16 protein-coding genes are annotated in these 12,216 nt (G+C 61.7%); 10 read left to right on the forward strand and 6 right to left on the reverse strand.

The features are described 5' to 3' along the window. Window positions 1-98: 98 nt before the first annotated feature. The 7 genes from V8P77_RS09105 to V8P77_RS09135 all read left to right on the forward strand — a co-directional run bounded on the left by V8P77_RS09105 (window position 99) and on the right by V8P77_RS09135 (window position 5,811). Window positions 99-929, forward strand: coding sequence for a transporter substrate-binding domain-containing protein (locus V8P77_RS09105; RefSeq protein WP_335911907.1), 831 nt, complete (start codon window positions 99-101; stop codon window positions 927-929). A gap of 322 nt (window positions 930-1,251) precedes the next feature. Next, a complete protein-coding gene (locus tag V8P77_RS09110; RefSeq protein ID WP_335911909.1) occupies window positions 1,252-1,695 on the forward strand; it encodes a type II 3-dehydroquinate dehydratase in 444 nt (147 codons plus the stop codon). Window positions 1,696-1,726: 31 nt separating this feature from the next. Continuing rightward, the gene (locus tag V8P77_RS09115; protein ID WP_017991876.1) at window positions 1,727-2,395 is read left to right on the forward strand and encodes an amino acid ABC transporter permease; all 669 of its coding nucleotides are present in this window, start codon (window positions 1,727-1,729) and stop codon (window positions 2,393-2,395) included. A gap of 10 nt (window positions 2,396-2,405) precedes the next feature. Continuing rightward, on the forward strand, window positions 2,406-3,047 hold the full coding sequence (locus V8P77_RS09120; protein WP_062940504.1) for an amino acid ABC transporter permease: 642 nt from the start codon (window positions 2,406-2,408) through the stop codon (window positions 3,045-3,047). 53 nt (window positions 3,048-3,100) lie between these two features. Further along, window positions 3,101-3,865, forward strand: coding sequence for an amino acid ABC transporter ATP-binding protein (locus V8P77_RS09125; protein WP_017957841.1), 765 nt, complete (start codon window positions 3,101-3,103; stop codon window positions 3,863-3,865). 43 nt (window positions 3,866-3,908) lie between these two features. Continuing rightward, window positions 3,909-4,976: a Gfo/Idh/MocA family protein gene (locus V8P77_RS09130; RefSeq protein WP_335911918.1), complete on the forward strand. Its 1,068-nt coding sequence runs from the start codon at window positions 3,909-3,911 to the stop codon at window positions 4,974-4,976. A gap of 4 nt (window positions 4,977-4,980) precedes the next feature. Further along, complete coding sequence (locus tag V8P77_RS09135) at window positions 4,981-5,811, forward strand: shikimate dehydrogenase family protein (RefSeq protein ID WP_335911920.1); 831 nt, start codon at window positions 4,981-4,983, stop codon at window positions 5,809-5,811. Window positions 5,812-5,818: 7 nt separating this feature from the next. On the opposite strand, the gene V8P77_RS09140 is transcribed toward V8P77_RS09135, so the two are convergent. Next, window positions 5,819-6,586 (reverse strand): SDR family oxidoreductase, encoded by a 768-nt coding sequence (locus V8P77_RS09140; RefSeq protein WP_168347567.1) that lies wholly within the window; start codon window positions 6,584-6,586, stop codon window positions 5,819-5,821. A 62-nt stretch (window positions 6,587-6,648) separates the two neighbouring features. Between V8P77_RS09140 and V8P77_RS09145 the strand changes: the two genes are divergently transcribed. Both V8P77_RS09145 and V8P77_RS09150 read left to right on the forward strand, forming a co-directional pair. Further along, complete coding sequence (locus V8P77_RS09145; RefSeq protein WP_335911921.1) at window positions 6,649-7,014, forward strand: type II toxin-antitoxin system RelE/ParE family toxin; 366 nt, start codon at window positions 6,649-6,651, stop codon at window positions 7,012-7,014. Continuing rightward, window positions 6,998-7,321, forward strand: a complete 324-nt coding sequence (locus V8P77_RS09150; RefSeq protein WP_260299639.1) for a helix-turn-helix domain-containing protein — start codon at window positions 6,998-7,000, stop codon at window positions 7,319-7,321. The genes V8P77_RS09145 and V8P77_RS09150 overlap by 17 nt, the downstream gene beginning before the upstream one ends. On the opposite strand, the gene V8P77_RS09155 is transcribed toward V8P77_RS09150, so the two are convergent. The 5 genes from V8P77_RS09155 to pcaD all read right to left on the reverse strand — a co-directional run bounded on the left by V8P77_RS09155 (window position 7,318) and on the right by pcaD (window position 11,154). Continuing rightward, complete coding sequence (locus tag V8P77_RS09155) at window positions 7,318-8,364, reverse strand: 3-carboxy-cis,cis-muconate cycloisomerase (protein ID WP_335911923.1); 1,047 nt, start codon at window positions 8,362-8,364, stop codon at window positions 7,318-7,320. The two genes, V8P77_RS09150 and V8P77_RS09155, sit on opposite strands and share 4 nt — an antisense overlap. A 206-nt stretch (window positions 8,365-8,570) precedes the next feature. Further along, window positions 8,571-9,182, reverse strand: coding sequence for a protocatechuate 3,4-dioxygenase subunit alpha (gene pcaG / locus V8P77_RS09160; protein ID WP_335911924.1), 612 nt, complete (start codon window positions 9,180-9,182; stop codon window positions 8,571-8,573). 2 nt (window positions 9,183-9,184) lie between these two features. Then, window positions 9,185-9,934, reverse strand: a complete 750-nt coding sequence (pcaH, locus tag V8P77_RS09165) for a protocatechuate 3,4-dioxygenase subunit beta (protein WP_164052634.1) — start codon at window positions 9,932-9,934, stop codon at window positions 9,185-9,187. 9 nt (window positions 9,935-9,943) lie between these two features. Continuing rightward, window positions 9,944-10,348 (reverse strand): 4-carboxymuconolactone decarboxylase, encoded by a 405-nt coding sequence (pcaC, locus tag V8P77_RS09170; RefSeq protein WP_335911926.1) that lies wholly within the window; start codon window positions 10,346-10,348, stop codon window positions 9,944-9,946. Then, entirely contained in the window at window positions 10,345-11,154 is an 810-nt protein-coding gene (gene pcaD / locus V8P77_RS09175) for a 3-oxoadipate enol-lactonase (RefSeq protein WP_335911927.1), read from the reverse strand. The genes pcaC and pcaD overlap by 4 nt, the downstream gene beginning before the upstream one ends. A 95-nt stretch (window positions 11,155-11,249) precedes the next feature. Here pcaD and pcaQ point away from each other — a divergent pair, with 95 nt between their 5' ends. Then, a complete protein-coding gene (gene pcaQ / locus V8P77_RS09180) occupies window positions 11,250-12,170 on the forward strand; it encodes a pca operon transcription factor PcaQ (protein ID WP_025397748.1) in 921 nt (306 codons plus the stop codon). Window positions 12,171-12,216 lie beyond the last annotated feature (46 nt).

Below are 12,216 nucleotides of genomic sequence, written 5' to 3' on the forward strand. Positions count from 1 at the left end.
TCTGTTGATTTGAGCGCTCGTCTCTGGCAATCATTCCTCACACAGTCAAAAGGTGAGGTGGCTGTCCGGTCGAATGACCGTAAAGGAGGAGGAATCACATGTTGAAATCTATGCTGACGCGCCGAAACGCGATGCTCGGAGCCGCGGCCCTGGTGGCTGCCGTCACCCTGGCGCAACCGGCCGCCGCCATCACGCCTGATGAAATCAAGGCTCGCGGCAAGATCATCGTCGGAATTCAGGGTGACAACCCGCCTTGGGGTTTTGTGACCAGCGGCGGCAAACAGGACGGCCTCGACGCCGACATCGCGACGCTGTTTGCCAAGGAACTGGGTGTTTCGGTCGAGTTCGTGCCGCTTGAAGTCAACAACCGCATTCCCGCACTGACGGCCGGCCGCGTCGACGTTCTCTTCGCGACGATGGCGATGCTGCCGGATCGTGCAAAGGCCGTGCAGTTCAGCAAGCCCTATGTTGCCAATGCCATCGTTCTGATCGGTCCGAAATCGGCTGAGATCAAGACGAATGACGACATGGCCAAGTTCACGGTCGGCGTCGCCAAGGGGGCTGCCCAGGACACGCAGGTCACCAAGAACGCACCGCCGAGCACGACCATCCGGCGCTATGATGGCGACGCCGCGAGTGTCCAGGCGTTGGTGTCCGGCCAGGTCGAGACGCTTGGCGGCAACATCTTCTACATGGACCGGGTGGAGAAGGCCCGTCCGGGTGAATTCGAAAACAAGCTTGAATTCCAGAAGCTCTACAACGGTGCTTGCACGCGTCTCGGCGAAAAGGAAATCAATGCGGCGCTCAACACCTTCATCGACAAGATCAAGGCAAACGGCGAACTCAAGGCAGTCTACGACAAGTGGATGAAGGTTCCGGTGCCGGAATTCCCGGAAACGCTGGAAGGCATTCCGTTCGCGGCGAACTGATCGAACGGCAAAGGCTAGCTGCCCTTCACCCTAACCCTCTCCCCGTAAAAACGGGGAGAGGGGACGTGCCCCGCGAAGAGTGCGCGAGGGACCGAGAGCTTGCGGCATGGTCCCTTCTCCCCGCCTGCGGGGTCCGGAGGACGGGTCGAGACCCGTGGCTCGACCCAGGCAAAGGTGGCGGCAGCCGGATGAGGGGCAGGCGGCGATCGCCTTGGGGCGGGGATTTTGACGTCCAGACGAAGCTCTTACCAATGAAGGCGGGCAGCCATGCCCGTCAACACAACCGCCATGCCTATGGCCCGGCCCGTTTGAGGTGCGCGACATGACCAGAACCATTTTTGTGCTCAACGGACCGAACCTGAACTTGCTCGGTGAGCGCGAGCCTGCCATCTACGGTTCGACGACGCTGGCCGATATCAGGGACAAGTGCCTCGTAAAGGCTGACAGTCTCGGCTTTACCATCGACTTCCGCCAGACCAATTTCGAGGGCGAACTGGTCGAGAGCGTGCACCAGGCCCGGACCGACGCCTGTGGCATCATAATCAATCCTGCCGGGTACACGTTCACATCGATCGCTCTTCTCGATGCGTTGAAAATGTTCGACCCGCCGAAGATCGAACTGCACATCTCCAATGTCCATGCACGCGAAAGCATCTACCACAATTCGCTGATCTCAAGCGTTGCCACGGCGATCATGATCGGTTTTGGAGCCGACGGCTACGAACTGGCTATCCAGGCAATGGCTGGAATGGTCAAGCGGGACTGAATTTTCAGGAAGACGGACCAGAAGGATCGCCATGAATTATAAGTTGGATTTCACCCCGGTCATAGATGGCCTGCCGAGCCTTCTGCTCGGCTGCCTCGGGACTTTCTTGCTTGCCATTTGTGGGATGCTGCTGGCGATCATCATCGGAATTGGCGGCGTTGCTTTGCGCGACTCTGCCCTGAAGCCGGCGCGATGGCTGGTTATCGCCTTCGTCGAGTTGATCCGCAACACGCCGTTTCTGGTGCAGATCTTCTTCATCTACTTCGCGCTTCCGCTGACAGGCATCAGGCTGGATCCGACACCGACGGCGATTATCGCGCTCGGCATCAACGGCGGCGCCTACGCGATCGAGATCATTCGCGGCGGCGTCCAGTCGATCCCGAAGGGACAGATGGAAGCGGGTCTGGCGCTTGGTCTGCACAAGGCTCAGGTTTTCCGGCTGATCATCCTCAAGCCGGCACTGCGGGCGATCTATCCGTCTTTGACCAGCCAGTTTGTCCTGTTGACGCTGACCACCAGTATTGCATCGGCGATTTCGGCCTACGAGCTGACTTCCGTTTCGCAGCGCATCGAGTCGGAGAGCTTCCGCAGCTTCGAGGTCTACTTCACCGTCACGGTTTTCTATTTCGTGATCTCCTGGCTGATGATGCGCATCTTCGCGCTGTTTTCGGCGCGCTACTTCAAATATCCGGTCAAGTAGGAGGAATTCCATGGGTCACGAAGAATTCGTCTTCCTCCTGATCGGCCTGAAATGGACCGTGCTCCTGTCCGCCGTCGGCTTTGTCTGCGGCGGCATTGCAGGGCTCGGCGTCGCCCTTGCCCGTGCCTCGGGCATGCCGCTGCTGGAACGCGTCACGGCCGGCTACATCGCCGTCTTCCAGGGAACCCCGCTGCTGATGCAGCTTTTCGTCGTCTATTACGGCCTGGCACTGGTGGGACTGATGCTCGATGCCTGGGTGGCTGTTGCCATCGGACTGACCCTGCATGCCAGCGCTTATCTCGGCGAGATCTGGCGCGGATCGATCGAAGCGGTTCCGCGCGGCCAGACGGAAGCGGCAAAGGCTCTCAGCCTCCGATACATCTCGCGGATGAAGGATGTCATCCTGCCGCAGGCGCTGCGCATTTCGCTGCCCGCCACGATCGGTTTCCTCGTGCAGTTGATCAAAGGCACCTCGCTTGCATCGATTGTCGGTTTCACCGAGCTGACGCGGGCCGGCAACATCATCTCCAACCAGATCTTCCAACCGCTGACGGTCTTCGGCATCGTCGGCATTCTCTATTTCCTGATGTGCTGCCCGCTGACGATTCTTGGCGCCCGCCTCGAACGAAAGTTCGCCGCCTCTGCGCGCTGATCCGCATCCCTCGTCTTCGATGCGGTCCAGCCCGCCAATATGGAGTTCTACCGATGACCAGTCCCAGTCCTGCTCAAGGCGCGGAAACCATGATCACCATGGAGCGGGTGGAGAAGTGGTATGGCGCTTTTCAAGCCCTGCACGACATCAACATATCGGTTCGCAGCGGCGAGCGGATCGTCTTGTGCGGGCCCTCCGGCAGCGGCAAGTCGACGCTCATTCGCTGCATCAACCATCTCGAGACCTACGAGAAAGGGGAAATCCGCGTCGGCGGGATTCTATTAGGCAATCAGGCCAAGACCATCGATGCGATCCGTCGCGAGGTCGGCATGGTCTTCCAGCAGTTCAATCTGTTTCCGCATCTAACCGTGCTGCAGAACTGCATGCTGGCGCCGATGAAGGCTGTCGGCGTCAGCAGGGCGGAGGCTGAGGAACGGGCACGCGGGCTGCTCGAGCGGGTCAAGATCCTGGAGCAGGCCGACAAATATCCGGTGCAGCTTTCCGGCGGCCAGCAACAGCGCGTGGCCATCGCCCGTGCGCTTTGCATGCGGCCGAAAGTCATGCTGTTCGACGAGCCAACGTCGGCGCTTGATCCGGAGATGGTCAAGGAGGTGCTGGATACGATGATCGCGCTGGCCGACGAGGGCATGACGATGATCTGCGTCACGCATGAGATGGGCTTTGCCCGCCAGGTCGCAGATCGCGTGATCTTCATGGCCAGCGGCGCGATCGTCGAGGAAGCCCCGCCCGCCGAGTTCTTCACAAACCCACAGCATGAGCGAACCAGGAAATTCCTCGGAGAAATCCTGCGGAAGTAAGGGTCTCAAGGTCGATGCGTCTGGCAAATTATGGGAGCCGGCAATGAAGCCGCTGGAGATTGCAGTCATGGGAGCCGGCCTCATCGGCAGGCGCCACGCCGAGCGCATTATGTCCGAGCCCGGAACCGTTCTCTCGGCGGTGATCGATCCTTCCGCCGCCGGTCGCGACTTTGCCGAGACTGTCGGCGCTCGATGGTACCGGAACTTCTTGGACATCCGCGTCGAGGACAGGCCTGACGGCGTCATCGTGGCAACACCGAACCAGCTTCACGTTGAGAACGGAATGGAGATCGTCGCTGCCGGCATCCCTGTCCTGATCGAAAAACCGATCGCCGACGATGTCGATGCTGCAGCCGCACTGGTCGCCGCCGGCGAGAAGGCGGGCATACCGCTGCTGGTCGGCCATCACAGGCGTCACAATCCGATGATCCAGGCGGTCAAACAGATCGTCGACGGCGGAAGGCTTGGCCGGATCATCGCGGTGCACGGCACGTTCTGGGTGGCCAAGCCCGACGACTATTTCGATATACCCTGGCGGCGCGAAGTGGGCGCCGGCCCGGTCTTCGTCAACCTGATCCATGATGTCGATCTCTTCCGATATCTCTTCGGCGAGGTCGAAGCCGTCCATGCGATGGAATCGCACGCGGTGCGGAACCATGCCGTCGAGGATACGGCTGTCGTGACGCTGCGTTTCGAAAGCGGGGTGCTTGCCACTCTCAACGGCAGTGACGCCGTGGCCGCGCCCTGGAGCTGGGAGGCGACCACCGGCGAAAACCCCGCTTTTCCCCGTTACGATCAATTCTGCTACCAGATCGGCGGCACCAGGGGTTCGCTCGGAATTCCCGATTTGACGCTGTGGACGAGCCCTTCGAGGCCCGACTGGCTGGAGCAGCTTGCCGAGGAGCGGGTGCCTTACGCAGCAGCCGATCCCCTTTGCGTTCAGCTCAGACATTTTTGCGACGTCATTCGTGGTGATGCCACGCCTCTGGTGAGTGGCCGGGAGGGCCTCGCTACACTCAGGGTCGTCGAAGCGATCAAGAGATCGGCGCGCTGGGGGCAGATGATCCACCTCTCCAACGTCAGCGCCTCTTCCGATCCCCAGAAAGTCTGACCACATGATCACCGGGACGACCAAACTCATCGCGCACCTCGGCTATCCGACGGAGTCCTTCAAGGCGCCACTGATCTACAATCCTTATTTCGAGATAAACGAAATTGATGCCGTCGTTGTGCCGATGGGCTGCAGGACGGAGGACTATCCGGCGTTTCTGAAGCTTCTGTTCCGGCTATCCAATATCCACGGTGCTCTCATCACGATGCCGCACAAGATTTCGACGATGGCGCTGCTAGACGAAGCGTCGACCAGTGCGAAAGTCGCCGGCTCGTGCAATGCGGTGCGCCTCGGTTCGGACGGCAGGCTGATCGGTGACATGTTCGATGGCGAGGGCTTCGTTCGCGGCGTGTTGCGCAAGGGTAAAAAGGTTGAAGGCGCCCATGCGCTCATAGCGGGCGCCGGCGGCGTCGGTTCGGCGATCGCGGCGTCCTTGGCACAGGCGGGCGTGGAGCATCTCGCCATCTTCGACGCCAATGAGACGACCGCGACTGCGCTGCTGGACAGGCTGAAGAAATATTATCCGCATCTTGAAGTGACGGTCGGCTCCGCCGATCCGGCAGGTTTCGACATCGTCGTCAACGCGACACCTCTCGGAATGCGACGGGGTGACCCGCTGCCGATCGATATCGACCGCATCTCGCCATCGACCTTCGTCGGCGAAGTCGTGATGACGAAGGAAATAACCCCCTTTCTCGAGGCCGTGCGGGCGCGCGGCTGTGCATTTCAGGTTGGCACCGACATGTTGTTCGAACAGATCCCCGCCTATCTCGAATTCTTCGAATTCCCGACGACGACGGCCGACAATCTGCGGGCGATCGCCAAACTCGGATGATGCGAATTCAGAGCGAGGCAGTGATGCCGCCGTCGACCGTCAGCATGTGGCCGTTGACGAAGGATGATGCGTCCGAGGCGAGGAAGACGGCGGCGCCGACAAGCTCCCTGACCTCGCCCCAGCGGCCGGCAGGCGTGCGGGTTTCCAGCCAACCAGAGAACTTGGGATCGTCGACAAGCGCCTGGTTGAGCGGTGTGCGGAAATAGCCGGGCGCGATCGCATTGACCTGCAGGCCGTATTTCGCCCAGTCCGTCGCCATGCCGCGCGTCAGGTTCTTCACCGCGCCCTTGGTCGCGGTATAGGGCGCGATGCCGGGACGGGCGAGTTCGGCCTGGACGGAGGCGATGTTGATGATCTTGCCGCGGCCGCGCGCTATCATCGCCTGGGCGACGGGCTGGCTGACATAGAACAGGCTGGAGACATTGGTCTTGAAGATCTCGTCCCATTTGTCGACCGGGAAGTTCTCCAGCGGTGTGCGGAACTGCATGCCGGCATTGTTGACGAGAATGTCGATCGGGCCGATTTCCGCCTCGATATAGGCGATGGCGGTGCGGCTGGCCTCCGCATCGGTGACGTCGAAGGCGGCGCTGACGGCATGGCGGTGGCTGCGACGGATATCCTCGGCGGCGGCTTCCGCCTTCTGCGCATTGCGGCCGTTGATGATGATGGAAGCGCCATGCTCGGCAAGCCCGACCGCCAATGCGCGGCCGATGCCCTGACTGGAGCCGGTGACGAGGGCGCGGCGGCCGGAAAGATCGAAGAGGGGAAAGGTCAAGAGGCTGCTCTCATCTTGGGACGTCAACTTGAAAAACATAGCACCGGGTGCTACTTAGAGTCATGGCGGAACGGATTTTCAAAACCGGCTGGTTTACCAAGGCAGCTCGCAAAGCGCGGATATCCGATTCCGAATTATTGAAAGCTATCAGGCAGGTTGCGGAAGGCAAGGCCGATGATCTGGGTGGCGGCGTCTTTAAGAAGCGATTGAACGACAACCAGCATCGGTCGATCGTCTTGGCGAATGCTGGCCGATTTTGGGTGTATGAGTATTTGTTCGCCAAAAAGGACAGGGCTAATATTGAAGACGACGAACTTGTGAAGTTTCGCAAACTTACCAAATCCTATGCCGGTCTTTCTGACAGCCAGCTTCAGGAGTTGCTCGATATCGGTCATTTTGTGGAGATCGAACATGGCAAAAAGCATTAAGTACAAGAGCGATGCGTTCGAGGCGATTCACACGTCCGCGGAGGCTCTCCATAAAATAGGAGCGATCGACAAGGAAACGATGCGCTCCTTCGACGAAAGCTGCCTGGTTTCGCCGCACGCACTGGGTCCCGAGGCCATCAAGGCACTGCGGGAAAGCAATCACGTCAGCCAGCCGGTTTTCGCACGATATCTCAATACCAGTGAATCCACCGTGCAGAAGTGGGAAAGTGGCGCCAAGCGGCCGAGCGGGATAGCGCTGAAGCTGCTCTCGATCGTGCAGAAGCACGGACTTCAGGTTCTAAGCTAAAGCGATCCAAGCCTCTTGATATTTCCTGCAAGCTCCCCGGCGAGCCGCAGGCTGGCGGCGGTTGCCATCGTCATTTGCGGCAGCAGCAGCCATTCGAGGGTCCAGGCTGCGCCAGAACGTTCCTGTTCGTGCACGATAGACTGATGGATGCCCGATAGGAGACTGGCGTTGAAGCGGGCGAGCGAGACCAAGACCTCGGCGGAAACGGGGTTCTGCTTGTGCGCCATCGCCGACGAAGTGCCGCCGCCTGAGATTTCGATCTCGTCGCCGGCCTGGGCAAGCAGCGCGATATCCTGCCCCATCTTGCCGAGACTACCCGATATCGACGCGAACAGGCCGGCGATATCGGCGATCGGCAGACGCCCGCTCTGCCATTGCGGTGCATCGGTGAGGCCGAGTTCCTGGGCGAGCGAGGCCCGGATGGCCGCGGCCTGCGAACCGAGCTTGTCCAGCGTGCCGGCCGCGCCCCCGAACTGAACGGGAAAACCCTGCTCGGTCAGGCGGTCGCGATAGGTCACCAGCGGCTCCCGCCACGCACGGAGGCGGTCGGAGACCGTGATCGGGATCGCCGCCTGCATGCGGGTGTGGCCCATCAACTGGTTCCGGCCGAACTGGCCGTCGAGCGCATCGAGCCCTGCGGCGATGGTGGAAAGCCGGCCGGCAAACAGGAAGACGACGGCCTTCAGGCGGATCATCAGGCTGGTATCGATGACATCCTGGCTGGTCGCGCCGAGATGCAGGCTTTTTGCCGCTTCCTCGCCGACATCGGTGCGCAACTGCTTGATGAGGTCGGGAACGACGACACCGTCCCTTGCCGTTGCCGATCGAAGACTGGAGACATCGGGTGAGAAGGCGGCGCAGGTGTTGGTGATGCGCCTTGCGGCTTCGGCAGGGATCAGGCCGTGAGCGGCTTCAGCCTTGGCGAGCGCGGCCTCGAAGGAAACCATCGCCCGGATTTCCGCCTCGGCGGAGAAATAGGGCGCGATTTCGTCGTCGCCGAGCAGGCCGGAAAGGAAGGGGTGGTCGAAGGGCGATGCGGTCATGAGCGTCTCGGTTTGTGGTGGCGGCCCGTCATCCGGCTGCCGCCACCTTCTCGCCGCTGGGGAGAAGGGACTCGAGGCGGCGTCCGCGCTTTATGGGCAGGTGATCTCGCGTGGGCACGTCCCCCTCTCCCCTTGGGGAGATGGGCAGGGTGAGGGGACGCTACCTGCACATAGCCGCCCCAGCAAGCCGATCGCGACGCCGAGCCTTAAATATCGAGAAACACCGTTTCCTTCGGACCCTGCAGATGGATGTCGAAATGACAGGTTGCGCCGTCGCGGGTGGCGATCATCGTTGCGACGCGCTCGCGATGTTCGATGCGGGAAAGTAGCGGGTCGGCGGCGTTGGCCTCCGTCTCTTCCGGAAAATACATGCGCGTGTGCAGGCCGATATTGATGCCGCGGGCGACGATCCAAAAGGTGATGTGCGGGGCTTGTCTGCGGCCGTCCTTGAAGGGGACGCGGCCGGGCTTGATCGTCTCGAAGCTGTAGACGCCGTCCTCGGCGCGGGTCGGGCAGCGACCCCAGCCGGTGAAATTGGGATCGGCGGCGCCGCGCATTTCCGACGGGCTGTTGTAGAGCCCGGCGCTGTCGGCCTGCCAGATCTCGATGACCGCATCGCGCACCAAGGCGCCGGCACCGTCGAAGATCCGGCCGGTGACGGTGATGCGTTCGCCCAGCGTCTTGTCGTTGACCACCCCGATGCCGAGATCGGTGTCGTAGACGCCCGATATGTCGCAGAAATTCGGCGTCAAGCCGATATGCACATAGGGGCCCGCCGTCTGCGACGGGGTTTCCTTGAGGTAGCCGAGCTGCTGCATGGTCAGTTGCCCTCCAATTTGTTTTCGAACATCGTCGAGCGGCGGCCGCGCAGCACGATGTCGAATTTATAGGCGCGTGAATCCATCGGAATGGTGTTGCCCCAGTCGAGCGGCGCAATCAGCTGCTCGATCGCCGCCTTGTCGGGGATGGTGCCGACGATCGGACATTTCCAGATCATCGGATCGCCTTCGAAATACATCTGGGTGATCAGGCGCTGGGCAAAGCCATGGCCGAAGATCGAGAAATGGATATGGGCGGGACGCCAGTCGTTGATGCCGTTCGGCCAGGGATAGGCGCCGGGGCGGACGGTGCGGAAATGATAACGGCCATCCTCGTCGGTGATGGCGCGGCCGCAGCCGCCGAAATTCGGGTCGATCGCCGCCAGATAGGTTTCCTTCTTGTGGCGATAGCGGCCGCCGGCATTGGCCTGCCAGAACTCGACCAAGGCGCCTGCAACCGGCCTGGCGCGCTCGTCGAGCACGCGGCCATGGACGATGATGCGCTCGCCAATCGCGCTTTCGCCGGGCTGCGCGTAGTTCAGGATCAGGTCGTTGTCGAGTTCGCCGATCATCGAATGGCCGAAGACCGGACCGGTGGTCTCGGAAATCGTGCCGTCGAGCGAGAGCAGCGCACGCTGCGGCGCGCGCAGCACGGAGGTCTTGTAGCCGGGGGTCAGCGCCGGCGAATGCCAGGCGCGGTCGCGGGCGAAGAAGCCGCCGGTCTCGGGCTTGCGGTTCGGTCGTTCGGACATGTTCCTCCCTCAGGCCGCCTTTTCGGCGTCCATCTGTTCAAAAGCCTGCTTTGCGATCTTGATCGCGTGATTGGCGGCGGGAACGCCGGCGTAGATCGCCACATGCAGCAGCGCCTCGCAGATATCCTCGCGGGTCGCCCCCGTATTGGCAGTGGCGCGCACATGCATGGCGACCTCGTCGTCCTGGCCGAGGGCGGCGAGCAGAGCGATCGTGACGATCGAGCGCTCGCGCTTCGTCAGCGCCGGGCGCGACCAGACATGCCCCCAGGCGGCTTCGGTGATCAGTTCCTGGAAGGGGCGGTCGAACTCCGTCGCAGCAGTGGCGGCGCGGTCGACATGGGCGTCGCCGAGCACAGCGCGGCGGGTCGCCATGCCCTGGCAATAGCGCTCGGAAGGGGACGCGGTCTCATTCATGGGCTGACTTCTCCAGGCGGAATGGATGTGAGGAAGGCGCGGATGATCGCCGTTAGCGCCTCCGGCTGCTCGACGCAGGGAATGTGCGCGCAATTGGGAATGACCTCGTAGCGAGCGCCGGAGATCAGCTTCGCTGTCGAAAGCACGAGATCGGGCGGCGTCGAGCCATCCTGGTCGCCGACGATGCAGATCGTCGGGACGGTGATCGTCTTTGCGACCTCGGTGAAATCGGCATCACGGATCGCGGCGCAGGCGGCGACATAACCTTCGACGGGCTGGCGCGTCAGCATGTTGCAATAGCCGGCATAGGCGGTGCTCTCGGGCCGGCGGAAGGCGGGCGTGAACCAACGCTCCATGACCGCGTCGACAATGCTGCCGATGCCATTTTGCTCGACGGCGGCGATGCGGGCGTTCCAGCTCTCCGCCGTGCCGATCTTGTGGGCGGTGTCGCAGAGGATCAGCGCGCGGACCAAATCCGGCCGGCGATGATAGAGCGACTGGGCGATGAGGCCACCGACCGAGAGGCCGCAGATGACGGCATCCTTGACCGATAGCAGATCGAGAAGGCCGGCGAGATCCGTCGCATGATCCTCGATCGATGAGGGGAGCTGGCCGACATCGGAAAGGCCGTGGCCGCGCTTGTCGTAAAGCACGATGGCAAATTCACCGGCAAGCCGCACCACGACGTCGCGCCAGATGCGGAAATCCGTTCCGAGCGAATTGGTAAAGACGATCACCGGCCTGTCGGCAGGGGCACCAATGATCTGATAATGGATCGTCACGTCGTTTATGCGGGCGAATTGCACGTCACTCTCCTCCTGAATGGTGAAATTGACTGGTTGATCCGGTTAAGTAAAATGATATTTATTGGCGTTTCGATAACCGTGGAGTTATGCGAGCGATGATCGACAGCCGGGTCAAGTTCCGCCATCTGCAAACCTTTGTCGAGGTGGCGCGGCAGAAGAGCGTCATGAAGGCCGCCGAATTGCTGCATGTCAGCCAGCCGGCGGTGACGAAGACGATCCGCGAACTGGAACAGGTGCTGGGTGTCGATGTCTTCGAGCGCGACGGCCGCGGCATCAAGATCACCCGCTACGGCGAGGTCTTCCTGCGTCACGCAGGCGCGGCGCTGACGGCGCTGCGCCAGGGTCTCGATTCCGTCTCGCAGGAGCAGTTCGCCGATGCGCCGCCGATCCGGATCGGCGCGCTGCCGACGGTGTCATCGCGCATCATGCCGCGGGCGATGGAACTCTTCCTCAAGGAAAAGACCTGGAGCCGGGTGAAGATCGTCACCGGCGAGAACGCGGTGCTGCTGGAACAGCTTCACGTCGGTGATCTCGACCTCGTCGTCGGACGCCTGGCCGGCGCCGAGAAGATGGCGGGCTTTTCCTTCGAGCATCTTTATTCCGAGCAGGTGGTGTTTGCCGTGCGCGCCGGCCATCCGCTGCTCGACGGCCGGCAATCGCTGTTTGCCGGCTTCGGCAACTACACGGTGCTGATGCCGACGCGGGGTTCGATCATCCGGCCGGTGGTTGAAAATTTCCTCATCGCCAACGGCGTTTCCAGCCTGCCGAACCAGATCGAGACGGTGTCGGATTCCTTCGGCCGCGCTTTCCTGCGGGCAAGCGATGCGATCTGGATCATTTCCAATGGCGTCGTGGCCGGCGATGTCGCCGATGGGCGGCTGGCGCTTCTGCCGGTCGATACCGGCGAGACCAAGGGGCCGGTCGGCTTGACGATGCGCGCCGATGCCGTGCCGTCTCTGCCGCAATCGATCCTGATGCAGACGATCCGCGAGGCGGCGGGCGAGGCGACCCTTTAAATTCACTTGCTGAACGCCCAGATTTGGACTATGTCTAATTCAAGAC

This window comes from Rhizobium aouanii (assembly GCF_037002925.1).
GTDB classification, from domain to species: Bacteria; Pseudomonadota; Alphaproteobacteria; order Rhizobiales; family Rhizobiaceae; genus Rhizobium; species Rhizobium aouanii.